The 25,255-nt window shown below is 71.3% G+C and carries 26 protein-coding genes; 7 read left to right on the plus strand and 19 right to left on the minus strand.

The window, feature by feature from the left end:
- Positions 1-63 precede the first annotated feature (63 nt).
- The 8 genes from IEY78_RS10755 to IEY78_RS10790 form a co-directional block, all read right to left on the minus strand.
- Entirely contained in the window at positions 64-1,299 is a 1,236-nt protein-coding gene (locus tag IEY78_RS10755) for a cytochrome P450 family protein (protein WP_189097429.1), read from the minus strand.
- Positions 1,215-2,597 carry a cytochrome P450 family protein gene (locus IEY78_RS10760; RefSeq protein ID WP_189097430.1) on the minus strand — a complete coding sequence of 461 codons (1,383 nt, stop codon included), beginning with the start codon at positions 2,595-2,597 and terminating at the stop codon, positions 1,215-1,217. Before IEY78_RS10760 ends, IEY78_RS10755 begins: the two co-directional genes overlap by 85 nt.
- A complete protein-coding gene (locus IEY78_RS10765; protein ID WP_189097585.1) occupies positions 2,594-3,172 on the minus strand; it encodes a GTP-binding protein in 579 nt (192 codons plus the stop codon). Before IEY78_RS10765 ends, IEY78_RS10760 begins: the two co-directional genes overlap by 4 nt.
- A 28-nt stretch (positions 3,173-3,200) precedes the next feature.
- Positions 3,201-3,563, minus strand: coding sequence for a DUF742 domain-containing protein (locus tag IEY78_RS10770; RefSeq protein ID WP_189097431.1), 363 nt, complete (start codon positions 3,561-3,563; stop codon positions 3,201-3,203).
- Positions 3,560-3,988 carry a roadblock/LC7 domain-containing protein gene (locus IEY78_RS10775; RefSeq protein ID WP_189097432.1) on the minus strand — a complete coding sequence of 143 codons (429 nt, stop codon included), beginning with the start codon at positions 3,986-3,988 and terminating at the stop codon, positions 3,560-3,562. Before IEY78_RS10775 ends, IEY78_RS10770 begins: the two co-directional genes overlap by 4 nt.
- Positions 3,985-5,442 carry an ATP-binding protein gene (locus IEY78_RS10780; protein ID WP_189097433.1) on the minus strand — a complete coding sequence of 486 codons (1,458 nt, stop codon included), beginning with the start codon at positions 5,440-5,442 and terminating at the stop codon, positions 3,985-3,987. The genes IEY78_RS10775 and IEY78_RS10780 overlap by 4 nt, the downstream gene beginning before the upstream one ends.
- Positions 5,443-5,676: 234 nt before the next feature.
- A complete protein-coding gene (locus IEY78_RS10785) occupies positions 5,677-5,967 on the minus strand; it encodes a DUF397 domain-containing protein (protein ID WP_189097434.1) in 291 nt (96 codons plus the stop codon).
- Positions 5,949-6,782 carry a helix-turn-helix domain-containing protein gene (locus IEY78_RS10790; RefSeq protein WP_189097435.1) on the minus strand — a complete coding sequence of 278 codons (834 nt, stop codon included), beginning with the start codon at positions 6,780-6,782 and terminating at the stop codon, positions 5,949-5,951. Before IEY78_RS10790 ends, IEY78_RS10785 begins: the two co-directional genes overlap by 19 nt.
- A 119-nt stretch (positions 6,783-6,901) precedes the next feature.
- Here IEY78_RS10790 and IEY78_RS10795 point away from each other — a divergent pair, with 119 nt between their 5' ends.
- The 3 genes from IEY78_RS10795 to IEY78_RS10805 all read left to right on the plus strand — a co-directional run bounded on the left by IEY78_RS10795 (position 6,902) and on the right by IEY78_RS10805 (position 8,849).
- The gene (locus IEY78_RS10795; protein ID WP_189097586.1) at positions 6,902-7,114 is read left to right on the plus strand and encodes a hypothetical protein; all 213 of its coding nucleotides are present in this window, start codon (positions 6,902-6,904) and stop codon (positions 7,112-7,114) included.
- A 62-nt stretch (positions 7,115-7,176) separates the two neighbouring features.
- Positions 7,177-7,923: a DNA repair protein RecO gene (gene recO / locus IEY78_RS10800; protein ID WP_189097436.1), complete on the plus strand. Its 747-nt coding sequence runs from the start codon at positions 7,177-7,179 to the stop codon at positions 7,921-7,923.
- A 107-nt stretch (positions 7,924-8,030) separates the two neighbouring features.
- Positions 8,031-8,849 carry an isoprenyl transferase gene (locus IEY78_RS10805; protein ID WP_189097437.1) on the plus strand — a complete coding sequence of 273 codons (819 nt, stop codon included), beginning with the start codon at positions 8,031-8,033 and terminating at the stop codon, positions 8,847-8,849.
- Between the two features lie 85 nt (positions 8,850-8,934).
- Here the strand turns inward: IEY78_RS10805 and IEY78_RS10810 are convergent, their stop codons facing one another.
- From IEY78_RS10810 to IEY78_RS10840, 7 genes are all read right to left on the minus strand, one after another.
- Positions 8,935-9,546: a hypothetical protein gene (locus IEY78_RS10810; protein ID WP_189097438.1), complete on the minus strand. Its 612-nt coding sequence runs from the start codon at positions 9,544-9,546 to the stop codon at positions 8,935-8,937.
- Between the two features lie 101 nt (positions 9,547-9,647).
- Positions 9,648-10,709 carry an NlpC/P60 family protein gene (locus IEY78_RS10815; RefSeq protein ID WP_189097439.1) on the minus strand — a complete coding sequence of 354 codons (1,062 nt, stop codon included), beginning with the start codon at positions 10,707-10,709 and terminating at the stop codon, positions 9,648-9,650.
- Positions 10,710-10,848: 139 nt separating this feature from the next.
- Positions 10,849-11,205 (minus strand): WXG100 family type VII secretion target, encoded by a 357-nt coding sequence (locus IEY78_RS10820; protein ID WP_189097440.1) that lies wholly within the window; start codon positions 11,203-11,205, stop codon positions 10,849-10,851.
- A gap of 329 nt (positions 11,206-11,534) precedes the next feature.
- Positions 11,535-11,963, minus strand: coding sequence for a Fur family transcriptional regulator (locus IEY78_RS10825; RefSeq protein WP_189097441.1), 429 nt, complete (start codon positions 11,961-11,963; stop codon positions 11,535-11,537).
- A gap of 131 nt (positions 11,964-12,094) precedes the next feature.
- Entirely contained in the window at positions 12,095-12,994 is a 900-nt protein-coding gene (locus IEY78_RS10830) for a metal ABC transporter permease (RefSeq protein ID WP_189097442.1), read from the minus strand.
- Positions 12,994-13,773 carry a metal ABC transporter ATP-binding protein gene (locus IEY78_RS10835; RefSeq protein WP_189097443.1) on the minus strand — a complete coding sequence of 260 codons (780 nt, stop codon included), beginning with the start codon at positions 13,771-13,773 and terminating at the stop codon, positions 12,994-12,996. The genes IEY78_RS10830 and IEY78_RS10835 overlap by 1 nt, the downstream gene beginning before the upstream one ends.
- 31 nt (positions 13,774-13,804) lie before the next feature.
- A complete protein-coding gene (locus tag IEY78_RS10840) occupies positions 13,805-14,767 on the minus strand; it encodes a metal ABC transporter substrate-binding protein (RefSeq protein WP_189097444.1) in 963 nt (320 codons plus the stop codon).
- 212 nt (positions 14,768-14,979) lie between these two features.
- On the opposite strand from IEY78_RS10840, the gene IEY78_RS10845 reads away from it, so the two are divergent.
- Complete coding sequence (locus IEY78_RS10845) at positions 14,980-16,362, plus strand: glycine--tRNA ligase (protein WP_189097445.1); 1,383 nt, start codon at positions 14,980-14,982, stop codon at positions 16,360-16,362.
- Positions 16,363-16,590: 228 nt separating this feature from the next.
- Here the strand turns inward: IEY78_RS10845 and IEY78_RS10850 are convergent, their stop codons facing one another.
- From IEY78_RS10850 to IEY78_RS10860, 3 genes are all read right to left on the minus strand, one after another.
- Complete coding sequence (locus IEY78_RS10850; protein ID WP_189097446.1) at positions 16,591-17,172, minus strand: TetR/AcrR family transcriptional regulator; 582 nt, start codon at positions 17,170-17,172, stop codon at positions 16,591-16,593.
- A gap of 284 nt (positions 17,173-17,456) precedes the next feature.
- Positions 17,457-18,461: an aldo/keto reductase gene (locus IEY78_RS10855; RefSeq protein WP_189097447.1), complete on the minus strand. Its 1,005-nt coding sequence runs from the start codon at positions 18,459-18,461 to the stop codon at positions 17,457-17,459.
- A gap of 167 nt (positions 18,462-18,628) precedes the next feature.
- Positions 18,629-20,155, minus strand: coding sequence for an MFS transporter (locus IEY78_RS10860; protein WP_189097448.1), 1,527 nt, complete (start codon positions 20,153-20,155; stop codon positions 18,629-18,631).
- Between the two features lie 101 nt (positions 20,156-20,256).
- Here IEY78_RS10860 and IEY78_RS10865 point away from each other — a divergent pair, with 101 nt between their 5' ends.
- The gene (locus IEY78_RS10865; RefSeq protein WP_189097449.1) at positions 20,257-21,159 is read left to right on the plus strand and encodes a helix-turn-helix transcriptional regulator; all 903 of its coding nucleotides are present in this window, start codon (positions 20,257-20,259) and stop codon (positions 21,157-21,159) included.
- Between the two features lie 42 nt (positions 21,160-21,201).
- On the opposite strand, the gene IEY78_RS10870 is transcribed toward IEY78_RS10865, so the two are convergent.
- Entirely contained in the window at positions 21,202-22,656 is a 1,455-nt protein-coding gene (locus tag IEY78_RS10870; protein WP_189097450.1) for an MFS transporter, read from the minus strand.
- Positions 22,657-22,806: 150 nt separating this feature from the next.
- Between IEY78_RS10870 and dusB the strand changes: the two genes are divergently transcribed.
- Complete coding sequence (gene dusB / locus IEY78_RS10875; RefSeq protein ID WP_189097451.1) at positions 22,807-23,934, plus strand: tRNA dihydrouridine synthase DusB; 1,128 nt, start codon at positions 22,807-22,809, stop codon at positions 23,932-23,934.
- 570 nt (positions 23,935-24,504) lie between these two features.
- Positions 24,505-25,089 carry a MarR family winged helix-turn-helix transcriptional regulator gene (locus tag IEY78_RS10880; protein WP_189097452.1) on the plus strand — a complete coding sequence of 195 codons (585 nt, stop codon included), beginning with the start codon at positions 24,505-24,507 and terminating at the stop codon, positions 25,087-25,089.
- Positions 25,090-25,255 lie beyond the last annotated feature (166 nt).

Here is a 25,255-nt window from a genome sequence, read left to right on the forward strand (position 1 = left end):
CAGGCACCCGGTAGGCACCTCGCGGGCACCGGTGGGCGCGCCGCCGGTGCGGACCGCGGCGGCTCAGTCCTTGGTCAGCCGGACCGGCAGAGCGCGCAGGCCGCCCGAGATGAAGCCGCCCGTCGCCGCCAACTCCTCGGCCGGCACGGCCAGCTGGAGGTCGGGGAAGCGGGCGAAGAGGGCCGGCAGGGCGATCCGGGCCTCCATCCGGGCCAGCGGAGCGCCCAGGCAGTGGTGGACGCCGTGGCCGAAGGCGAGGTGCTCGGGGTCGGTGCGCCGGATGTCGAACTCGGCGGCCGTCTCCCCGTGGAAGGCGGGATCGCGGCCGGCCGCGGCGTATCCGGGGAGGATCGCCTCGCCCTTGCGGATGGTGGGACCGTCCGGGATGTCGATGTCCTCGACGGCGAACCGCAGCGGCAGGCTGGCGATGCTGGGCGCCCAGCGCAGGGTCTCCTCGATGACGTCCTTCCAGGAGACCTGGCCCGAGAGCACCAGCGCGAGCTGCTCGGGGTGGGTGAGCAGCGCGTGGACGGCATTGCCCAGCAGGTCGACGGTGGTCTCGTGACCGGCGCCGATGACCAGCAGCAGGGTGTCGAGCAGCTCCCGCTCGGTCATCCGCCGGCCGTCGTCGTCCCGGGCGGAGACCAGCAGGCTGGTCAGGTCGTCGGCCGGGTTCTCCCGCTTGGCCGCGACCAGTTCACCGAGCAGCGCGTAGACCGCCGCGGCGGTGGCGCCGGCCTGCTCCGGGGTGGCCGTGGTGTCCATGATGGCCTCGACGAGCCGCGCGAGTTCGGCGCGCGGCGCGCCCTCGGGGAAGCCGAACAGCTCGCAGATGACCTGCATGGGCAGCGGGTGGTTGAAGCGCGCCCGCAGGTCCAGCGGCTCGCCCGCCGGGTGGGCGGCGAGATCGGCCAGTAAGCCCTGCGTGATGGCCTCCACCCGCGGGAGGATGGCCTCGGTGCGGCGGGCGGTGAACGCCGGGGCGATCAGCTTGCGCAGCCGCCGGTGGTCCGCGCCGTACGCGGTGAACATGTTGGTGACGCCGATCCACGACTGCAGCCAGCTGTTGCGGACCTCCTCGCGCTGCCATTCCGGCCAGTGGTCCCGGGGGTTCTTGGAGACCCGGTCGTCGGTCAGCAGCTGCTTGAGCAGGGTGTGGCCGGTGACCGTCCAGGCCTGGATGCCGCCCGGCAGCTCGGTGCGGACCACCGGGCCTAGCGCGCGGAGGCGGGCTGCCTCCCCGTGGATGTCGCTGCCGACCGGGTCGATGACGTAGGGGCGCTGTCCCTGTTGTGCCACGGAGTTGCTCCTGCCTGGTCGGGAGTGATGGGGGTGAAGCGGGCCGGCAGTGCCACCAGGGCCCGGTGGAAGGCGCCGTTGCGCCACTGCAGCGTGGCGGGGTCCACGGCGAGTTCGATGTCGGAGAGCCAGGCGGTCAGCCGCTCGATCGCCGTGGTGGCGATCAGCAGGGCGTGCCGCTTCACGGGGCAGGCGTGCGGACCGGCCGCCCACGACAGGTGCGAGCCGCCCCCGGAGCCGGGACCGGTCCGCGCGGTGGTGTCGAACTGGCTGTTGGCGGCCGCGTACGACACCATCACCAGCTGCCCCTTGCGCACCCAGGTGCCGTGGAAGAACACATCACGGACCGGGTAGTGGGCGGAGTAGTTGGTCAGCGGCGGGTCGTTCCACAGCACCTCGTTGATCGCGTCGTGCGCGGTGAGCGCGCCGCCGGACAGGGTGTTGTAGTAGCGGTCGTCGGACAGCATCCGCGCCAGCGCGTTGCCGATGAGGTTGGCGAGCGGCTCGTTGCCCGCGCCCATCGTGAGGATGACGTTGTGGATCAGTTCCTCGTCGTTCAGCGCGTGGGGGTGGTCCATGAACCAGGAGGTCAGGTCCGGTCCGCGCTGGGCCTTCTTCGCGCCCACCAGCTCCATGATGTAGCCGGTGTACGCCTCGTTGGCGGCGGCGGCCTCCTCGGGGGAGTTGCCGTCCAGCATGCCGCCGATGGCCGAGATCAGCCGGTCGCTGTACGAATCCGGCAGCCCGAAGAGGTTGTTAAACATCAGCAGCGGGATCAGCCGCGCGTAGTCGGCGATCAGATCGACCTCGCCGTGCGCGCCGAACCGCTGGATCAGGGAGTCCGTGGCGCGCTGGACCCGGGCCCGCAGCTCGTGCGGCTCGACGAGCTTGAAGCTGTCGACGACGACGTCCCGGTAGCGCACGTGCGCCGGCCCGTCGGCGTAGAAGATGTTGGGCCGCCACATCAGCATCGGCATGACGGGGGAGTCCGGCGGGACGGTCGTCATCCACTCCCGGGAGTCCTTGGACCAGGTGGCGTCGTCGTGCAGCAGATCGAGCGCCGCCCGGTAGTCGGTGACCAGCATCGCGGTCACCTCCGGTGCGATCTCGACCGGTGCCAGCGCGCCGTACTGCCGCAGATGGGCGTAGATGCGGTGCGGGTCGGCGGCGAAGTCCGGTCCGTAGAGCTTCACCGGCGTCTGGGCGTCGGGCTGCGCCGGCGCGTACTGCTGCGGTGGGGCGGCGTGCGCGGGGCAGCCCGGTGGCGGTGCGGCTCCCGGCTGGTGCGGGGAAGTCACGGGTTCGGGTTCTCCTCGGGGGTGTGGGCCAGGACGTGCCCGACGAGCGCGATCAGCGCGTCGACGGACTGTTCCCGGTCGCGGGCGTCGCACATCACCAGCGGCGTCTCGGGGTGCAGGTCGAGGGCCTCGCGGAGCTTCTCGGGGCTGTACTGGGGCGCGTCGGGGAAGGTGTTGACCGCGACCGCGTAGCGCAGCCCGGCCTCCTCGACGATGTCCATCACCTCGAAGGAGTCCGCCAGCCGGCGGGTGTCCGCGAGGACCAGGGCGCCCAGCGCGCCGCGGGCGATGTCCTGCCACAACGGGCGGAAACGTTTCTGCCCGGGGGTGCCGAAGAGGTACAGCACCAGATCCCCGGGCAGCGTCAGCCGTCCGAAGTCGATGGCGACGGTGGTGGTCGTCTTCTCCCGGACGCCGGCGAGGCTGTCGACCCCTACGCCGGTCTGGGTCATGACCTCCTCGGTGTGCAGCGGCGGGGTCTCGGACAAGGCCCGGATGAGCGTGGTCTTGCCGACCCCGAACGGCCCCGCGATCAGCAGTTTGACCAGGGTCTGGTGCTCGCCGGAGAGGTACATGTTGCCGGTGCCCGCAGCCGTGTCGGCGCTAGCACTTGAGAGAGCGGAGTCCATCGAGAACCCTCTCCAGGATCTGTCGGTCGAATTGCTCGGCTTCGGGAATGGGGGGCCGGGCGTGCAGCCGCCCGGCGTCGACGAGATCGGCCACCAGCACCTTCACCACGCTCACGGGGAGGTGAAGGTGGGCGGCGACCTCCGCCAGAGACAGCGCCCCGGGCTGCAGCAGCTCCAGGATGCGGTGCTCCTCCGGGCGTACCTCACTGGTGATCGGCATGTCCACGCCGTGCAGCAGGGTGAGCCGGTCGAGGGTGTTGCGGCTCGGCCGGGCGCGTCCGCCGGTCGCCAGATAGGCCGGTACGAGGCGCCTGCCGCTGCTCTGGCGCGGCGTCATGCCGGGTTACCGAGGTCCCGGGCCGGGCTGTTCATGACCTTGTTGCCCAGCGTCGTGACCTGGATCTGCATGTGGTGGGCGACGACGCCCATGTTCACCTCCGGACCTGCGAAGACGGCCAGGCAGGTGTTCTCGCCGGCCGGTATCGCGAAGACGAAGCCTTCGTCGGACTCGATGACGGTCTGCCGCAGCCGGGTGTCGTCCTTCTCGGCGAAGGCCGCGGTGACGGCACGTCCCGCGCCCTGCAGCGCGGACATCATCGCGGCGACACCCTCGGCGGAGTCCCGCTTCAGCCCGGGCGACGAGCCCTCGATGAAGCCGTCGCCGGAGATGACGGCGGCGTGGATAACATGCGGCAACTCCAGGAGGGGCGTGAGCACCCAGGACTTGTCCTCGGCGACACGGCGGCGGGTGGGGCTGTTCATGACTGTGCGTTCCCTTCGGGACTGCGAGGGGGATCTGACTGGACGGCTGCCCGGCCGGATTCGGTGCCGCGCTGGAGTGCGGCCCAGCGGGACCCGGTCTCCTCCGGGGAGCGCGGGGGGAGTGAGGCGGTGCGCTCGGCGCTCTCTTCGCCGGCGGCGCTTTCGGACACGGGCTGACGGCGCCGCCGGCGCGGGAGTTCGCCCTCCTGCTGCGCGGGCGGCGCGGCCTCGAACCGCTCGCCCGGCTGCGGAGCCGGAGCCGCCGGCGCGGCAGGGGCGGCCGCGGCGGGCGCGGCGGCGGGAGCTGCGGTGCCGGTCGGCAGGACGGACGCGGACCGGTCCGGCACCCCCGAACGGTGCGGCAGCGGAGCCATCACGGACATGGGCTGGGTGCTCTCGTCGAGGACGGTGAGGAGGGGGTCACCCGGGATGTACACGACCGCGCGCACGCCGCCGTACGGCGACGGCTCGACGTGCACACCGAAGCCGTACTGGCGCACCAGCTGGCCGGCGGCGGCGAAGCCGGACCGCGGCGGGTCGCCGAGCTGGGTCAGCAGCAGGTCGTCGTCGCCCGCCAGCAGCTCCATCGCGGCCTTGATCTCGTCGTCGTGCATGCCGACGCCGTAGTCGTCGACGATCACCGACGCACCGCGGTTGCCCTGCTGAAGGGTGATGGTGACCGGAAGTTCACGATGCGAGTGGTGCAGCGCGTTCGCCAGCAGCTCGGTGACGACGATCGCGACCGGCTCGACGGCCCGCGCGACGACGGCGACCGGGTCGCGCAGCTGGTTGCTGACCTGCACGCGGTCGTAGCCGCGCAGCCGGGAGGTGGCGCCGACGACCAGTTCGGCGAGGTAGGAGTCCTCACGGGTCAGCCCCGGCCAGGCGCCGCACACGACGCCGGTGGCCTGCACGCGCCGCAGCGCCTGCTCGTTGAGGAAGTCGGCGTTCAGCAGGTCCTGGGCGACGCTCGGGTCGTCATAGCGGTGCTGCATCTCCTGCAGCGCCGTCTGGAGCTGGTACAGCAGCGCCTGGATGGTGGTGGTCGCCCCGCGCAGCGTCGACTGAGCCGCGGCGTCGACCCGTGCCCGCTCCTTGGTGATGGCGTCGCTGACCTGCTCCAATACGGCGCTCAGCGCCCGGTCGGCGTCCGTCCCGGCGAACCGGGCGTCCATCAGGCCGGGCACCGGCACGTGCGGGTGCGCCAGCGCCAGCGTCAGGTCGGGGAGCCGGGTTTCGGCCAGGTGCCGGATCTCGGCCTCGGTGGCGCGCAGCCGGGCCGTCAGCTCCGTATTGCTGTGGAGCGTGGCGCTGTTCTGTTCCTCAGCGGCGGAGAGGCGCGATCGCAGGCCCGCGCGCTGTCCGCGCGCCCGGATCGAGAGCGCCGCCAGGACCACGGCGGCGGCCGTACCTGCGCTGAGGCACCACAACAGCGCCTCCGGTATGGATGTCATCGAGATCCTCAATTGGGGTACTGACGGGGTCGGCCCGCACGGCGTCGTGCCGATCATCACGGGATGCTACCGGGGAGTTGACGTGCCGTGAGGGGCCCTTCCCGCGGGGGACTGAGAAGCGCGGAAGGTCGCCTTCCGCCCATGATGACCCGGACCATAACGTGATGTGGCCCCGTCATCCAGTGGGATGGCGGGGCCTTTGTGTCACTCGTGTGGACGCCTCGTGAAAGCCGGTCAGGCGGCCGTGAAATGCCTGTCTTTGACCGCGTCGACGAAGGTGGTCCAGCCGTCGGCCGGGAAGATCAGGGCCGGGCCCTGGGGGGACTTGCTGTCGCGGACGGGGACGACGCCGGGGTGGGCGTCGGAGACTTCGAGGCAGTTGTCGGAGGCGCCGCTGCTATAGCTGCTCTTGCGCCAGGCGGCTGCGCCGGGGAAGTCGTGGGCGACTTCGAGGCAACTACCGCCGTTCTGGTCGCTGTAGCTGCTCTTGCGCCACTGGGCGGTGCTCAGCTCGAACTCGCGCATCGTCTGTAGTCCTCCGCCGCCGACTCGATCAGGGCCAGGGACGCCTCCGGCGACAGCGCGGCGGCCCTGAGGAGATCGTAACCCTCCTGTACGCGCTTCACTACGGCCGGATTGTCCAGCAGATTCCCCGAATACACGCCTTCTGTATAGACGGTTGGCGGGGCGTCGTCGAACTCCATGAGCGTCAGCATTTTTCCCATGAGCGGGTAGGCGCCCGCAGCGAACGGGAGCACTTGCATCAGGATCTTCCGGTCACGCGCGAGCCGAGTGATGTGCTCCAACTGCTCGGCCATGATGGCCGGGCCACCTACGGCAACCCGCAGGACGGCCTCGTGCAGTACCGCCCAGTACCTGGGGCGTGCACCGTCTTTGAGGATGATGGCCCGTTCCAGGCGCGCACGGACCTTCTCCGCGATGCATTCGTCCGGGGAGTATGGGTTGCCCGCGAGCATGAGTGCCTTTGAGTACGTCGCCGTCTGCAGCAGTCCAGGCACGATCATCGGCTCACAGTCGCAGATCCTCGTCGCCAGCCGCTCCAGCTCCGCCGCTGCCGCGAAGTAATCGGCGTACCGCTGATCATCGATCAGCTTTCGCCACATCCGCTCGAAAAAGCCATCGGTTTGCAGGACCTCGTCGATCCGCTTTGCCACATCCAGCTGCGGCTTGCGGATCGCCTGCTCGAACTGGCCGATGTAGCCGCCGGAGACGAAGACCTTGGCGCCCAGCCCCTCCTGGGTCAATCCCGCGTCCTCCCGTCGGCGCTTGAGCTCCGTGCCCCAGAACTCCCACGCGGCCTGGCGTGAAGCGTTGGCCATGACATACATCCCTTCTCTGCGCGCCCGTTGCAGGGTCGGCCCCCTTGCCCAGGCTAGTTCCGTAGCGTCACTCTCTGAATGCGAACAGTGAAATCCCCTCACGGAAAGTGCGGATGCTCATGCAGCAGTTCAAGGAAGTGGAAGACGTGACGACGGAGCTGCGGGAGGCGCTGGCCCGCGCCGGGGTGGTGCTGCCGTCGCTGCGTCCCGACCCCGTGTCGATCGCCCACCGGTACATCCCGCCCCTCGTCGAGCTGGGGCGATGCTCGATGGACGTGGCCCGGAAGCTCACCGCCGCGCTGGCCGAGCCCTCCCGGGGCGACCGGGGCTGAGGCCGGGCTGCTGAGGCCGGGCTGAGGGACATCCGGCCGCGCCGATGCGCGAGAATGACGCCATGAGTCTGTTCCGCGACGACGGCATCGTGCTGCGCACCCAGAAGCTGGGCGAGGCGGACCGGATCATCACGCTGCTCACCCGAGGCCACGGACGGGTCCGTGCCGTGGCCCGGGGGGTGCGGCGGACGAAGTCGAAGTTCGGGGCGCGGCTGGAGCCGTTTTCGCACGTCGACGTGCAGTTCTACGCGCGCGGCAGCGAGCTGATCGGGCGCGGGCTGCCGCTGTGCACGCAGAGCGAGACGATCGCGGCGTACGGCGGCGGCATCGTCACCGACTACGGCCGCTACACGGCCGGCACCGCGATGCTGGAGACCGCCGAGCGGTTCACCGACCACGAGGGCGAGCCCGCCGTGCAGCAGTATCTGCTGCTGGTCGGCGGGCTGCGGACGCTGGCCAATGGCGAGCACGCGCCGCATCTCGTCCTGGACGCCTTCCTGCTGCGCTCGCTCGCGGTGAACGGTTATGCGCCGAGTTTCGACCGCTGCGCACGGTGCGGAATGCCCGGTCCGAACCGGTTCTTCTCGGTTGCGTCGGGCGGTGTGACCTGCGGTGACTGCCGGGTGGCGGGGAGCGTCGTACCCTCCTCTGAGGCCATTGGGCTCCTGAGCGCGCTGCTGACCGGCGACTGGGAGACCGCGGACGCCTGCGAGGCCCGCCATGCCCGCGAGGGCAGCGGACTGGTCACGGCGTATTTGCACTGGCATCTGGAGCGGGGCCTGCGTTCCCTCCGGTACGTAGAGAAATAACGCACAGCGACACACCCCCCGAACCTCGACACACCCCCCGACCCTCAAGACACCCCCGAACCTCAAGACAGCTCGACCGCACAAGACACATAGGAGACGTGGGCCGCATGGCACGACGCGGGATTCTGGGCCGTAATCGACGTGAGTACGTGACGCCCGAGCCGCACCCTTCCGGTGCGCGGCCGCCGAAGATCCCCGGCGAGCTCGTCCCGAACCATGTGGCGGTCGTCATGGACGGCAACGGCCGCTGGGCGAAGGAGCGCGGGCTGCCGCGCACCGAGGGCCACAAGGTCGGCGAGGGCGTCGTCATGGACGTGCTCAAGGGCTGCATCGAAATGGGCGTGAAGAACCTTTCGCTGTACGCCTTCTCGACGGAGAACTGGAAGCGGTCGCCCGACGAGGTGAAGTTCCTGATGAACTTCAACCGCGATGTGATCCGCCGGCGCCGTGACGAGATGGACGCGCTGGGTATTCGTATCCGCTGGGTCGGGCGGATGCCGAAGCTGTGGAAGTCCGTGGTGCAGGAGCTCCAGGTGGCCCAGGAGCAGACCAAGAACAATGACGCGATGACGCTGTATTTCTGCGTGAATTACGGCGGGCGGGCGGAGATCGCGGATGCGGCGGCGGCCATCGCGGCGGACGTGCGGGCCGGAAAGCTGGACCCGTCGAAGGTGAACGAAAAGACCGTCGCGAAGTACATGTACTACCCGGACATGCCGGATGTGGACCTCTTCGTGCGGCCGTCGGGCGAGCAGCGGACCTCGAACTATCTGATCTGGCAGAGCGCTTACGCCGAGATGGTCTTCCAGGACATCCTCTGGCCGGATTTCGACCGGCGGAACCTGTGGCAGGCATGCCTGGAGTACGCGCAGCGGGACCGCCGGTTCGGGGCGGCGCCGGTGGCGGAGGGCGAGTCCGCGACGTAGGTCCGGCGCGAACGGGCCATGGGAAAGGGGGCGGTGCGGCGTTCGCACGAACGCCCCACCGCCCCCTTCGCCGTACCCGGACCCGTCAGGAGTGCCAGATCTCGCGGAGGTGCGAGACGGTGCCGGAGCCGTTCAGGGTGAGTTCGTAGATGTCGCCCGAGCAGGCGAGGGGCGCCTTGACCTGGTCGTGCTCGATGCAGGCGGTGAGGTGCCCGCCGAGCGCGGCGAGGGACACCGCGCGGTGACCGGTCGCGCCGGTGGTCAGCTCGGCCGTGGCACCCGGGGCCAGCCGGTACCGGCCGGCCTTCCCCGTCCCCGCGTAGCCGCCGCCGTTGGGGTCGCAGGCGAACTGCGCCTGCCGGACGGCCAGTACGCCGCCGGCCGGTGCGCCGGTGACCTGCACCATCCGGTGCCCCTTGGCCAGCTTGGCCGGGGTGCAGTCGAACGACGGCTCCGGGTCGATCGGCAGGTCCTTCTGCCCGGAGGCGGAGGCCGAGGCGGACGGGTCGCCGCCCGGCGCGTCGGTCGGCGCCCCGGTCGATGCGTCGCTGGGCGCGTCGGTCGGTGTGGACGCCGGTGACGAGGCGGCGGACGCGTGCGCGTCCGGGGCGGCGGAGGTGTCCTCGCCCTTGCAGGACGTGAGCGTGGCCAGCGACGCGGCAAGGACGGCCGCGGTGAGCAGACGGCGGGTGAACATGCAGGCGTTCTCTCTCGTGTGCGGATCGGAGGCCGTGCGGAGCGGGGCCGCGCGGGCCGGCGGCCGTACGGCCCAATGCCGTACGGCCGGGCGCCGTACGGTCAGAGGCCGTTGCGGCGGTAGGGGACGTACGGCTTGCCGATCGACCTCTCGTGTGCGGCGTCGCCCGAGTAGTACGGGTACGGGATGATGTGGGAGACGGTGCCCTGGGAGCCGTTGTCCTCCAGGGCGATGTACTTGGTGTGCTCCTTGTCGGCCCAGCCGCCGAACAGGACGGTGTGGTCGCCGGCGATCAGGGCGTCGCCCGGCTGGAGATCGTCCTTGGTGATCTCGTGGGCGGTGTTGCCGCCCATCAGGCCGTAGGTGTTCAGGCCCGGCGGCTCCAGGCCCCAGGCGGCGGAGACGAAGCCCGAGCAGTCGTCGCGGTAGCCGTTGGTGGTCGCCGACTGGCTGTAGCCGATGCGGTGGTTCACCCGCTCCAGGGCGCGGTCGATGATGTCCTTGCGCTCACCGGGCAGCCCGGAGGTGTCGGGGGCGGTCTCGACGCCCGCGCCCGTCGTGGTGTGGTGCTTGCCGGGCGACCAGGCGTCCCAGTTTCCCTGGGTGTCCCACTTGCCGTCGCCGTGGCCCTGGGCGGGGGCCGGGCCGCCGGCGCCGGTGCTTCCGCCGCCACCGCCGGTGCCGCCTCCGCCGTTACCGCCGCCTCCGCCGGTGCTGCCACCGCCGCCTCCGCCGGTGCTGCCACCGCCGCCTCCGCCGCCGGTGTGGCCGGGCGGGGCGGGGGAGTCGTGCCGGGTGCGGTGGTGGATCTTCTTCAGCGCGTCTTCGATCTTCTTCTCGTTGGCCTCGTACTCGGCCTTGACCTTCTTGATCTTCTCGGCGTCCCCGGCCAACTCCCCGAGCAGCTTCTTCTTGCTCTCCTCAAGGCGCTTGCTGACCTCCGCGATCTCCTTCACGTCCGCGAGCACCTGGTAGGCGATGCCGAAGCCGGGGAGTGAGGCCAGCGGTGCCGCGGCGAGGTCGATCGAGGCCGCGGTGACCAGCGTCTCCTTGATCTGCCCCAGCTGCGCGTTGAGTTCCGCCATGCGGCGGCTGACCGCGTGCCAGTCCTTCTCGATCTTGGCGAGCTCCGCCGTCTCGACACCGAATGTGTCGCCTGCCATCCGAACAACCCCCGTGAAGTGATGGTGAATCGCGAAGAATCCGGCATGCCGGACCCGGGTGTGACGGGTGCGCCGGGTGTGCCGGTGGTGTGGATGCGGGCTCCGGAGAGGCCGGGCCCGAAGAGCGCGTGAAGGTCTGTCAGTAGACCTTGGAGAGCCGGTCGACCGAGTCGCCCAGCGTGCCCAGATCGTCGGAGATCTGGTTCATCTCCTTGACGCGGCCGTGCGCGACGGTGACGAAGGCGTCGGAGGCCGGGCCGTGCCAGGTGAGCTTGCCGAGGGTGGTGTTGATCTCCTTGGTCAGACCGTCCAGCTCCTTGCTCAGCGTCTTCAGCTCGGCCGAGATCTTCTGCAGATCCGCCTCACCGCCGCCGAACATCTGGGTCAGCGCCCAGTGCGCGATTTCGGCCGGCGCCATCAAGACGTCCTTGCCGACCTCGACCACATCGCCGACCAGCTTCGTGCCGTCGTCCCAGAGCTCGCCGAGAACGCCCATTCCTACCCCCCGTGGTGTGCGCGGGCAATCCGCGCTGATGGCCCGTCAAGGGTAGCACCAGCGTGTACCTGACAGATTTCCCGAGTGGGGAGGAAGAGGGGGAAACGGAACGGGGCCAGGCGGTCAGGAACCCGTGCGGGACGGGGCAGGGCGGGGCAACCGGGCAGGTAGCGGAATCCGGAGGCGGCCGGCCCCCTTGCGACCCCCTTACGGCCTCCGCCCCGGGACGCCAAAAGGGCCGCCTCCTCGCGGAAGCGGCCCGATCGGCTGGTCATCGGTTCCGGGGACGGCCCCGGCCTGGTGCCCCTGGCGTGCTGCGGGTCCGAGGGCTACTGCTCGTCGCCGGATCCCGCCGCGCACTCCCCGCAGGTCCCGAAGATCTCGATGGTGTGCGCGACGTCGCGGAAGCCGTGCTCCGCGGCGATCTGGTCCGCCCACTTCTCCACCGCGGGGCCCTCGACCTCGACGGCCTTGCCGCAGCTCCGGCACACCAGATGGTGGTGGTGATCGTCGGTGCTGCACCGGCGGTAGACCGCCTCGCCGTCGCTGGTGCGCAGCACGTCGACCTCGCCGGCGTCGGCGAGCGACTGAAGCGTCCGGTAGACGGTGGTCAGCCCCACCGAGTCGCCCCGGTGCTTGAGCATGTCGTGCAGCTCCTGTGCACTGCGGAACTCGTCGACCTCGTCGAGTGCGGCCGACACCGCGGTCCGCTGCCGCGTCGACCGGCCGCGTACCGGAGATCCCGCGCTCGTCGCCACCGTTGCCTCCCTAGGACGTCAGGTCTTCCCCCTGCACGTGCGTCCTGCCATTGTGCCAGGTGATGGCCGGCCCCCCGGGGGAACGCTTACACGTACATCTGTCTGCGCCCGCCGACGCCTCGCTGCCCTGCTCATCCGGCCACGCTCACATCGTCCGTGGCGCCGCGGCTGCCGGGTACTTCCAGGGTGCACCCGCGGGAGGCCTGAGCGGCAGCCCTTGCGCGCTTTTTCGCGAGCGGCGCGGCGAGCGCGGTGAAGATCACGAACAGGCCGATGGCGAACAGCACGATCGTCGCGCCGGACGGCACATCGACGTAGTACGAGGTGGTGGTACCCGTCACCGTGACCGCCACACCGATGGCGACGGCCGTGGCGAAGGTGACCGCGAAGCTGCGGCTGATCTGCTGGGCGGCCGCAACCGGGATCACCATCAGGGCGCTGACCAGCAGCAGCCCGACGACACGCATGGCGACGGTGACGGTGACCGCGGCGGTGACCGCGACCAGCAGATTGAGCAGCCGCACCGGCAGACCGGTCACCCGGGCGAACTCCTCGTCCTGGCAGACGGCGAACAGCTGGCGGCGCAGCCCGATCGTGATGGCCAGCACCAGGGCGGCCAGCACATAGATCGTCGTCATGTCCTGCGGGGAGACGGTGGTGATCGAGCCGAAGAGGTAGGTGCCGAGGTTGGCGTTGGAGCCCGCGTCGGAGAGGTTCATCAGCATCACGCCGCCCGCCATGCCGCCGTAGAACAGCATGGCCAGCGCGAGATCGCCGCGGGTCTTGCCGTACCAGCGGATCAGCTCCATGACGACGGAGCCGGCGACGGCGACGGCGGTGGCGACCCACACCGGGCTGGTGTTGAGCAGGAAGCCCAGGCCCACGCCGGTGAGCGCGACATGGCCGATGCCGTCGCCCATCAGGGCCTGGCGGCGCTGGACGAGGTAGATGCCGATGGCGGGGGCGGTGACGCCGACGATCAGGGCGGCGATCAACGCCCGCTGCATGAAGGCGTAGTCGAGGATTTCCATCAGGTCAGCAGCCCCGTCCGGATCGGTTCCGCGGCCGCGTCGGCGTGCGGGTGGACATGGTCATGGCCGGGCAGCGCGTGCTGGCCCACGGCCTCGGGCGGCGGGCCGTCGTGGACCACGCAGCCGTCGCGCAGCACCACCGCGCGGTCGATCAGCGGCTCCAGCGGGCCCAGCTCGTGGAGCACCAGCAGGACCGTGCTGCCGCGGCCGACCTGCTCGCGCAGGGCCGAGGCGAGCACCTCCTGGCTGGCCAGGTCGACGCCGGCCATCGGCTCGTCCATGATCAGCAGTTCCGGTGCGCCGGCCAGCGCGCGGGCGATCAGCACCCGCTGGTGCTGGCCGCCGGAGAGCGCGTTGACGGAGTCCTTGGCGCGGTCGGCCATGCCCACCAGCTCCAGGGCGTGGTGCACCGCGGCCCGGTCGGCCTTGCGCAGGATGCCCAGCTTGGTGCGGGCCAGCCGGCCGGCCGTGACGACCTCGCGGACGGTGGCGGGCACCCCGCCGGCCGCGGTGGTGCGCTGCGGGACGTAGCCGATCCGGGCCCAGTCCCGGAACCGCCGGAACGGGGTGCCGAAGAGGGCCAGCTCACCGCCGGTGAGCGGGACCTGGCCGATCACGGACCGGACGGCGGTCGACTTGCCGGAGCCGTTGGCGCCGAGCAGCGCGACGACCTCGCCCGTACGGACGGTGAGATCGATGCCGCGCAATACGGGCCGGCCGCCCAGGGAGGCGGTGGCGTCGCGCAGGTCGATGACCGGCTCGGGGAGCGGATCGTTCATGGTGACCTCCGTCGCGTGCGGTGCGGTGTCGTCACTTGCTGCCGAGCGCCTTCTGGAGCGCGGCGAGGTTGGCGCGCTGCACACCGAAGTAGTCCTTGCCGCGGCTCTTGCCGGTGATCCCCTCTAGCGGGTCGAGGACATCGGTCTTCAGGTGGAGATCGCCGGCCAGGGACTTGGCGGTGGCCGGGTTGGCGATCGTCTCGAAGAAGACGGTGGAGACGTGGTGCCGGGTGGCGAGGGTGTGCAGGTCCCTGATGCGGTGGGCGCTGGGCTCGGACTCCGGGTCGAGGCCGCTGATGGCCTCCTCGGTCAGGCCGTAGCGCTCGGCGAGGTAGCCGAAGGCCGCGTGGGTGGTCAGGAAGGTGTCCGAGGAACGGTTCTTCAGCCCGTCCCGGAAGTCCTTGTCCAGGCCGTCCAGCTTCTTGACCAGTGCGTCGGTGTTCTTCTGGAAGTCGGCCTTGTGGGCCGGGTCGGCCTGGGCGAGGGTCTTGTTGACGCCCTTGGCGACCTCGGCGTACTTCACGGGGTCGAGCCAGATGTGCGGGTCGTTGCCGCCCTCGGCCTCGGAGTGCGAGTGGTTGTCGCCGGTGGTGTGGTGGTGGCCGTCGACCTCGGTGCCGTGCTTCTCCAGGGGGGTGAAGGAGGCGGCGTCGGCGACGTGCTTGACGCCGGACTGGGCGACGGCGTCGTCCACGGCGGGCTGGAGGCCCTTGAGGTAGACGATCGCGCCGGACTCGCCGAGCTGGGCGGTCTGCTTCGGGGTGAGCTCCAGGTCGTGCGGCTCGACGCCGGGCTTGGTGAGGTCGGTCACCTCGACGTGCTTCCCGCCGATCTGCTGGGCCAGGAATTCCATGGGATAGAAGGACGCTGTCACGCGCAGCCTGCCGTCCTCGGTGTGTGCGCCGCTCGCGGGGGAGCAGGCGGAGAGGGCCAGCAGGCCGAGCACCGAGACCCCGGCGAGAGTCGCGGTGGATATGTGACGGCGTATGTTCATGACACTCATTTTCAACAAAAGTGGAAACGATTGTCAACAACAGCCGGGGCGGTGTGAGCGGGGCGACAGTGGGGCCGGAACCGATTTGATCCAGGGGGTACGGCCGCCGGTACCCTGAACTATTCGCCCAGCCGTCTCTTGACCACCACCCCCTCAGTGAGACGACAGGGCACCGCCCATTCATCGTTCGTCGTCGTAATGAAGAGAGCACCGTGGCCGCCGACAAGATCGATACCATCGTCAGCCTGAGCAAGCGCCGTGGCTTCGTATACCCCTGCAGTGAGATTTACGGCGGCTCCCGGGCTGCCTGGGATTACGGTCCGCTGGGCGTCGAGCTCAAGGAGAACATCAAGCGTCAGTGGTGGCGCGCCATGGTCACCTCCCGCGAAGACGTGGTCGGTCTCGACTCGTCGGTGATCCTGGCCCCCGAGGTCTGGCAGGCGTCCGGCCACGTCGCCACCTTCACCGACCCGCTCACCGAGTGCACCTCCTGCCACAAGCGCTTCCGCGCCGACCACCTGGAAGAGGCGTACGAGGCCAAGCACGGCAAGCTCCCGGCGAACGGCCTCGCCGACCTGAACTGCCCGCACTGCGGCAACAAGGGCAGCTTCACCGAGCCCAAGCAGTTCTCCGGCCTGCTCTCCACCCACCTCGGCCCGTCCCAGGACACCGCCTCGGTCGCGTACCTGCGCCCCGAGACCGCCCAGGGCATCTTCACCAACTTCGCCCAGGTGCAGCAGACTTCCCGCAAGAAGCCGCCGTTCGGCATCGCGCAGATGGGCAAGTCCTTCCGCAACGAGATCACGCCCGGCAACTTCATCTTCCGGACCCGCGAGTTCGAGCAGATGGAGATGGAGTTCTTCGTCAAGCCGGGCGAGGACGAGCAGTGGCAGGAGTACTGGATGGAGCAGCGGTGGAACTGGTACCGCGACCTCGGCATCCGCGAGGAGAACATCCGCTGGTACGAGCACCCCGCCGAGAAGCTCTCGCACTACTCCAAGCGCACCGCTGACATCGAGTACCGCTTCAACTTCGGCGGCACCGAGTTCTCCGAGCTGGAGGGCGTGGCCAACCGCACCGACTACGACCTGTCCGCGCACGCCAAGGCGTCCGGCCAGGACCTCTCCTACTTCGACCAGGAGGCCGGCGAGCGCTGGACTCCGTACGTCATCGAGCCGGCGGCCGGTGTGAACCGCGCGATGCTCGCCTTCATGCTCGACTCGTACATCGAGGACGAGGCGCCCAACGCCAAGGGCAAGATGGAGAAGCGCACCGTCATGCAGCTCGACCCGCGCCTGGCGCCGGTCAAGGTTGCGGTGCTGCCGCTGTCCCGCAACCCGCAGCTGTCGCCGAAGGCGAAGGGGCTGGCCACGGACCTGCGCAAGAACTGGAACATCGAGTTCGACGACGCGGGCGCGATCGGCCGCCGCTACCGCCGCCAGGACGAGATCGGCACCCCGTTCTGCGTCACGGTCGACTTCGACACCCTCGACGACAACGCGGTGACCGTGCGTGAGCGCGACACCATGAAGCAGGAGCGCGTCAGCCTGGACCAGATCCAGGCCTACCTGGGCGCGCGGCTGCTCGGCTGCTAGTCGCTCGCGGGGCGGCGCCGGACCTCCGGCGCCGCCCCCGGTGCTCTCAGGCGCCGACCGGGCCCGGAACTTCCGGGCTCGGTCGGCGCTTTTGCGTGTGCGTGTGCGTGTGCGGGGGCCGGGGGTTGGGGCCCGGGGGCCTTGGTGTCGGGGCTGTGGCCGGGGGTGTGGGGTCGGTGTGCGGGCACAGCCGGTGCGCGGGGCAGGCCCGGTTCCGTGGTCCGGACGTCAGCTGCGCAGGCCCCGCAGGACCAGGTCGCGGACGGCGTCGAAGTCGTGGGCGATGCCGGGGCGGGACCACTCGGCGGCGTAACAGGGGTCGTGGAAGCGGCCGGTGGCGTCGAAGACGGCGCGGGCGGTGGTCGCCGGGGACGGGGTGTGGAACGCGCCCTGGCTGACCCCGGCTTCGATGAGGGTGGTGAGCTGGGCCTCCAGATCCGTGACATGGCGGTCGACCACGCCGCCGCTCTCGCCGATCAACGTCATATAGGTGGCGAAGAGTTCGGGGTCGTCACCGGCCTTGTGCCGCTTGGCTTCGAACAGGGCGGTCAGCCAGCGGTCCAGCCGCTCCGGGGCCGGGCCCTCTTCCGTGACGATGACCGACAGCTGCCGGCTCGTCCGGTCCAGCCAGCGCGCCGTGACGGCCTCCCGCAGCGCCGCCTTCGTGCGGAAGTGGCGGTAGACGCTGCCGTGACTGACGCCCAGGGCGCGCGCCACATCCACGACCGTGGCCTTGGCCGGGCCGTAGCGGCGCAGCACCTCCTCGGTGGCTTCGAGGATGCGCTCGGGGGTCAGCGTTTCGGGCGGCATGGGGCGGGTCGGCCTTTCGGGAGGCGGGACGGGGCCGGGCGACCGGTTCCGGGAGGCACTCGGCGGGGCGGCACACGGCGGGTGCCGTGCGGGTCCCGCGCGGATGCCGTGCCGGGTGACGGCGGCGGCCGCCGGGGCGTCCGTCCACCGGATCCGTGCGCCGGGTACGTACGGACGGTACCTGGCCGTGCGCCCTGGCCGCTGCGGTGGTCACACCCCGCTGCGGTGGTCACGACCCGCTCCGGCGGTCACACCCGGCTCCGGTGGTCACGGCCGCCGCGCGGTCAGTGCTCGCTGTCCAGGTGCGCCATCTGGTCGGCGGGGTAGCGGTCGCCGGCGGCGGCGCCGGGCGGGACCGCACGCTCGATCGCGGCCAGATCCCCGTCGTCCAGGGCGACATCCAGGGCGCCGAGCGCCTCGGTCAGGCGGTCGCGGCGGCGGGCGCCGACCAGCGGGACGATGTCCTCGCCCCGGGAGAGCACCCAGGCGATGGCGATCTGGGCGACCGAGACGCCCTTCTGCTCGGCGATCTTGCGCAGGGCGTCCACCAGATCGAGATTGCGGTCGAGGTTCTCGCCCTGGAAGCGCGGGCTGCGGCCGCGGAAGTCGTTCGGGGCGAGCGTGCGCTCGCGGCTGAAGTGGCCGCTGATCAGGCCGCGGGACAGGACGCCGTAGGCGGTGATGCCGATGCCCAGTTCGCGGGCGGTGGGCAGGATCGACTCCTCGATGCCCCGGGAGACGAGGGAGTACTCGATCTGGAGGTCGGAGATCGGGGCGACGGCGGCGGCCCGGCGCAGGGTGTGCGCGCCGACCTCGGACAGGCCGATGTGCCGGACGTGCCCGGCCTCGACCAGCTCGGCGATGGCGCCGACGGTCTCCTCTACCGGGACGTCCGGATCGATCCGGGCGATCCGGTAGATGTCGATGTGGTCGGCACCGAGGCGCTGGAGGGAGTAGGCGGCGAAGTTCTTCACCGCCTTCGGGCGCCCGTCGTAGCCGCTGAAGCCGCCCTCGACGGTGCGCAGGGCGCCGAACTTGACGCTGAGCAGCGCCCGTTCGCGGGCCGCGGCAGGGGCGGTGCGCAACGCCTCGTTGATCAGTAGTTCGTTGTGGCCCATGCCGTAGAAGTCGCCGGTGTCGAGCAGGGTGATGCCCGCTTCGAGGGCGGCGTGGACGGTGGCGAGGGACTCGGCGCGGTCGCTGTCGCCGTAGAGGGCGGACATGCCCATGCAGCCGAGGCCGAGGGCGGGGGTCTGCGGGCCGGTGGTGCCCAAGGTGCGGGTCTGCACTGCGTGCTCCTGACGAGAGGGGGAGGGGCGGGCGGCCGCGCTGCCGTGCGGCCGCGTACCCACGATGACATGACGACTGACAGATTTCAATATCTGTCAGTCGTTAGAGTGGGTGAGCCCTCCGCGACCTCTCGTCCCCTCCCCCTCTCCGCGCGCTCCGGCGCAGGTCAGCGCAGGGTGCGGGGCAGCCGCAGGGCCAGCAGCGTGGTGCCCGCGACGATGGCCAGCTGGGTCAGCAGGGCGGCGAGCAGCGCGTCGCGGATGCCGACGGAGGGCAGCAGCGACAGGAAGAGCGTGCCGAGGGTGGCCACGCCCAGGGCCATCCCGGACTGCTGGGTCGTGACCATGACCCCGCCGCCCACGCCCGCCTGCGCCGCCGGGAGTTCGCTCAGCACGATGCGCAGCAGGACCGGCAGCACCATGCCCTGCCCGAAGCCCAGCACCGCCATGCTCGGCGCGAGCGCGGCCACCGAGATCCCCGGCCAGCCCGCGTACACGGTCAGCGCCAGGAGGATCAGCCCGGTGCCCTGGATCATCGAGCCGGCGAGCACCACCCGCCGCCCGAACCGCAGCACCAGCCGCGGACCGGCGAGCGAGGCGACGAAGAAGGTCAGGCACAGCGGCGCCAGGGACAGCCCGGCCGTGAACGGGCCGTAGTGCAGGCCGTTCTGGAGCGCCACGGCGATGACGAACATGAAGCCGCCGAAGCCCAGCGTGAACGGGACGATCATGGTGAGTCCGCTGTTCACGGACGGTATGCGCAGCAGCGACGGCGGCACCAGCGGCGTCCGGCCCGCGCGCTCGGCCCGGCGCTCGACGCGCACGAACGCGGTGGCGGCCACGGGGAAGACCGCCAGCAGGATCCAGGACCACAGCGGCCAGCCGGCCGCCCGGCCCTCGGTCAGCGGCAGCAGCAGCGTGATCAGCGTGGCGGCGAGCAGCGCGGTGCCGGGGACATCCACCCGGGTCGGGTGCGGGGCGCGGGTCTCGGGCACCGTACGGGCGGCCAGCAGCCAGGCCGCGGCGGCGATCGGGACGTTCACCAGGAACACCGCGCGCCAGCCGGTCCCGGCCAGGTCCACGGAGACCAGCAGTCCGCCGAGCACCTGCCCGACGGCGCTGGAGACCCCCGCCGTACCGCCGTACAGGCTGAGGGCCCTGGCCCGCCGCTTGCCGGTGGTCGTCGCCTGGATGGTGGCCAGGACCTGCGGCAGCAGCAGCGCGGACGCGGCGCCCTGGGCGATCCGGGCGGCCACCAGCGTCCAGGCGTCCGGGGCGAGGCCGCAGGCCAGTGAGGTCACGCCGAAGGCGGCCAGCCCCCACAGGAACAGCCGGCGGCGGCCGACCATGTCGCCGAGCCGGCCGCCGAGGACCAGCAGCATGGCGTAGGCGACGCCGTAGCCGGCCACCACCATCTCCAGCATCGCCGGGCCGGCTCGCAGATCGGCGTCGATGGTCGGCAGGGCGACATTGACGATGAAGAAGTCGATCAGCGGGAGGGCCGCCCCCAGCAGCACGGTCAGCAGGCCGAGCGGGGTCAGCAGGGGCGGGGTGCGGTGCTGCCGCGGGCCGGGCGCGGGCGTCGCCGCGGAGGCGGCCCCGGACGGCGGGGGTGCGGTCTCGGGGGTGGCGGGTGCCGCGGTCGGCGCGGCCGGGGCCTTCGTGGTGGTCGTCTGTGCTGGCGTAGTGCTCACGGACTCGACGATCGCCGACCGCCCAGCCGGGTACCAGAGTGTCTTTATCCTGGTACCAGCTCTACCTGGCAACCGGTTCGGGGATGCGGCAGGCTGGAGCCATGACCCTGGACGTGACCGCCACGCAGCCTGCCACAGGTGCCGGTGCCGTGACCGCCCCGCGCGACCACGACGCCCGCCGGGCCGAGCTGGCCGCCTTCCTGCGCAGCCGGCGGGAGCGGATCACCCCCGAACAGGTCGGGCTGCCCCGGGGCACCCGCCGCCGGACCCCCGGGCTGCGCCGGGAAGAGGTCGCACAGCTGGGCGCCGTGGGGGTCACCTGGTACACGTGGCTCGAACAGGCCCGGGACATCCATGTGTCGCCGCAGGTCCTGGACGCGGTGGCGCGTGCGCTGCTGCTCGACCGCGCCGAGCGCAGCCATCTGTTCGCGCTGGCCGGGGCGGTGGACCCGATGCCCGGCAGCGAGTGCACGGGCGTGCCGCCCGCGTTGCGGCAGGTCCTGCAGCAGCTCGACCCGTTCCCGGCGGTCGTCCAGAACGGCCGGTACGACATCCTGGCCCACAACCGCACGTACAGCCGCCTGATGTGCGACCTCGACTCGCTGCCCGAGGAGGACCGCAACTGCATGTGGCTGGCGTTCACCCACCCGGAGTGGCGGTCGCGCGTGGTCGATCTGGACGCCACGATGCGGGTGATGGCCGCCAAGTTCCGGGCGTCGATGGCCGAGCATGTCGCGGAGCCGGCGTGGAAGGCGCTACTGGCGCGGCTGATGGAGGCGTCGTCGGAGTTCCGGGAGATCTGGGCGCAGCACGAGGTCATCCGCCCCATGGGGTCGGTCAAGGTCTTCCGGCACCCCTGGGTGGGCGTGCTCGAACTGTCCGCCACGAGCCTGTGGACGGGGCCCAACCCCGGCCCCAAGCTGATGTCCTACACCCCCGTCGACGAGACGTCCCGCACGCGCCTGGAGAAGCTGGCGGAGCTGACGGCGCTCGCCGCCGGGTGAGGCGGGCGGCCGCCGTAGGGGAGGAGAGGGCGCCCGGCCCCGTTACGGGCGGGCGTCCGCGGTGTCCTGTCCCCGGGGACCGTCGTCGAACAGCGCCGCCGTACGGCGGGCCGTCTCCCGCGCCCACCGGCCCGTCGTCACCGCGCCCAGCAGCAGCACGGCCGCGCCGCAGCCCGCGATGATCCACCAGGCCGGGCGGGCGGCCGCGAGGAAGGCGTCCGTGGTGGCGTGGGCATGCGCCCCGCTCGCCAGTACGGCGCCGATCACCGCGACGCCGAGCGACTGCCCGACCTGCCGGCTGGTGGAGGCCACGGCGGCGGCCACCCCGGCCTGGGCGCGCGGCATACCGGACACCGCGGTGTTGGTGATCGGCGCGTTGACCAGGCCGAATCCGATGCCGAACAGGACGTAGCCGGTGAACAGCAGCGGGTTGGCCGACTGGGCGCCGAAGGCCGCGAAGAGCACCCCGCTGGCAGTCATGGCCGTGCCGGCGGCCAGCAGCGAGGGCCGCGGCCCACGGCTGCCCACCAGCCGGCCCGACACCGGCGCGAAGATCAGTGTCATCCCGGCCATGGGGAGCATGTAGAGCCCGGCGTCCAAAGCGGACAGCCCGCGGATGTTCTGCAGATACAGCGTGTTGATGAACAGGAAGCCGGCGAGCGCGGCGAAGGCGCAGACCGCCACGACCGTGGCCCCGCTGAACGGCGCGCTGTGGAAGAAGCGCAGATCGATGAGGGGTTCCTCGCGGCGCCGCTCGTAGAAGAGCAGACCGGCCAGGGACCCCAGCGCGGCCACCACGAACACCAGGATCTGCGGCGACGTCCAGCCGGCGTCCGGGGCCTCGATGATCGCGTACGTCAGCGAGCCGAGGAGCGTGATCACCAGCAGCTGGCCGACCGGATCGACCCGGCGGGGCCTGGGGGCGCGCGACTCGGGGACGTAGCGCAGGGTCAGGAAGATCGCGAGCGCGCCGATCGGGACGTTGATCCAGAAGATCGAGCGCCAGCCGACGGTCTGCACCAGCAGCCCCCCGACCACCGGCCCGGCCGCCATGCTGATGCCGACGACCCCGCCCCACACCCCGATGGCGCGGGCCCGCTCCCGGGGCTCGGTGAAGGTGTTGGTGATGATCGACATCGCCACGGGGTTGAGCATCGAGCCGCCGACCGCCTGCACCATCCGGAAGACCACCAGCCACCCCAGCCCGGGCGCCAGGCTGCACAGCAGCGAGCCGACCGCGAAGACGACCAGCCCGACCAGGAAGACCCGCCGCCGGCCCAGCCGGTCGGCCGTGGAGCCGGCCAGCATCAGCAGCGAGGCCAGGACCAGGGTGTAGGCGTCGATCGTCCACTGCATACCGGAGACCGAGGCATGCAGCTCGTGCTGGATGGACGGCAGGGCGACGTTCAGAATGGTGTTGTCGAGGCTGACGATCAGCAGGCTCATACAGCAGATCGCCAGCACCAGAAGACGCCGTCGACGCCCGAGCTCAGACATCCTTGAACGCTACAACGATCGGTGTGGGACGGTCCTGGCGGGGCCACTCGCGCGGTGCGGGACAATGGGAGGTCGCAGCGGCCGCCCCCGGGGGCCGCGGCCCGACCGCCCCGCCAACGGAAGCCGAAGAAAGCCGAAGGTATCGCCGCCATGACTCTCCTGCAGATCGGTCCGCACGCGGTGCAGCCGCCCGTGGTCCTCGCGCCCATGGCCGGGATCACCAATGCCCCGTTCCGGACGCTGTGCCGGGAGTTCAGCGGCGGCAAGGGCCTGTTCGTCAGCGAGATGATCACGACGCGGGCGCTGGTCGAGCGCAACGAGAAGACCATGCAGCTGATCCACTTCGACGAGACCGAGCGGCCGCGCTCGATCCAGCTGTACGGCGTCGACCCCGACACCGTCGGCAAGGCCGCCCGCATGATCGCGGAAGAGGACCTCGCCGACCACATCGACCTGAACTTCGGCTGCCCGGTCCCGAAGGTGACCCGCAAGGGCGGCGGCTCGGCGCTCCCGTACAAGCGGCACCTGCTGCGCTCGATCCTGCGCGAGGCGGTGGCCAACGCGGGGTCGCTGCCGGTGACGATCAAGATGCGCAAGGGCATCGACGACGATCACCTCACCTTCCTCGACGCCGGACGGATCGCGGTCGAGGAGGGCATCACGGCGGTCGCCCTGCACGGCCGCACGGCCTCCCAGCACTACGGCGGCACCGCCGACTGGGACGCCATCGCCCGCCTCAAGGAGCACGTCCCCGAGATCCCGGTGCTCGGCAACGGCGACATCTGGTCGGCCGACGACGCGCAGCGGATGATGCGCGAGACCGGCTGCGACGGCGTGGTCGTGGGCCGCGGCTGCCTGGGGCGGCCCTGGCTGTTCGGCGATCTGGTGGCGGCCTTCGAGGGGACCGGCACCTACGCGCAGCCGACCCTCAAGGAGGTCGCGGCGGTGATGCTGCGGCACGCCACGCTGCTCGGCGAGTGGATCGGTGACGAGACCCGCGGCGTGATCGACTTCCGCAAGCATGTCGCCTGGTACACCAAGGGCTTCTCGATCGGCTCCGAGATGCGCCGCAGCCTCGCGGTGACCTCCTCCCTCGACGAGCTGGACGCGCTGCTGTCGGAGCTGGACCTCGACCAGCCGTGGCCGCTGGGCGCCGACGGCCCGCGGGGCCGCACCTCCGGCCGCAACCGCGTCGTCCTGCCCGACGGCTGGCTGGACGACCCGTACGACTGCGCGGGCGTGGACGCGGACGCCGAGCTGGACACCTCGGGCGGCTGACCCGGCCGGGCTGCCCGACTCCCCGTGTGAAGCGGCGACTTGGGAGGGCCACCAAGACGGGACGGGCGCGGGCCGCGGCGGCCCGCGCGGCCCGCTGGGCGAGGCGGGCCCACCCGCCGTCTCCGTCCGCCGTCCTCCCCCGAATGATGGAGGGCGGCGTCCGCTTCTCCTCCTCGATGCCGAGGCGCCCCGCGCCGCCGTGTCGCACCATTGCCGTGTCGCACCGGCCGCCGGCTTGAGCCTCCCCCTAGGGGAGGCCTCAGGCTGACGCCGGTGCGGAGGGGGCGGGCCGGGGTGTGCCCGGTCCGTCGGCCGGGCGTCGTCCGGTGCCGGCACGGGGGCCGGCACCGTACGACCCATCGGCCCCTCCCGCCCCTTCCTCCCCCAACTGGGCCCGCGGACAGGGCCATTCGGGGCATTCCGCTGTCCGGTACACGTCCCGGCCGGTCGCACCGCGCTACCGTTTGGCTCCGTACGGGAACCCGTGCGGCGGACCGGACGGCGCACGGCCGCATCCGGCGCCCGGCACGGCGGCGGGCGGGTCGCGGAGGACACCGAGGTGATGCTGTGGTGAGCGGGCACCGTTCCGTCGCGGACACGGAGAAGGCGGTCCGAGCCAAGATCGCGGACATCCCCCTTCGCCATGAGCAGATGGCCGCGGTGGCGAACATCTACCGCGCCGCGGCCGCAGTACGCCAGCACTTCGAGAACTCCGTGCTGCGCGACGCCGAGCTGACCTGGACCGCCTTCGTCGTGCTGTGGGTGGTCTGGGCCGGCGGCGAGCGGGAGACCCGCCAGGTGGCGCAGGAGGCGGGCATCTCCAAGGGCACGCTCACCGGCGTGGCCCGCACCCTGCAGAGCCGTGGCCTGCTGGAGCGCAAACCCCACCCGGCCGACGGACGGCTCGCGCTGCTCGCGCCCACCCCCGAGGGGGAGCGGCTGATGGCCCGGATCCTCCCGGAGTTCAACGCCGAAGAGGTCTTCGTCACCGAGGCGTTGAGCGATGACGAGGCCCTGGACCTGGCGGATCTGCTGCGCCGGGTCGTGGTGCAGGTCGAGACCCGCGGCGCGGAGCGGCGGCTGGAGCTGCTGGACGGCGCACAGCCCCGGCCCCGGCGCAGCGGGCGGCGCGCCAAGGGGCAGGGCGCTCCGTAGGGGACGGGGCGGGAACCCGCGGCCGAGGACTATGGCCCGATCCTGACACCGGGTGCCCCGTGGTGCGGCGAGGACAGGACGGAGAGAGCGGTCGAGAGCGGGGCAGATCCGGACCAACGGGCGGCCGGGGTGCGGGGCGACCGGCCCGCCGTACGCGCGCGGCCCC

This window comes from Streptomyces kronopolitis (assembly GCF_014646275.1).
In the GTDB taxonomy this organism is placed as follows: Bacteria; Actinomycetota; Actinomycetes; order Streptomycetales; family Streptomycetaceae; genus Streptomyces; species Streptomyces kronopolitis.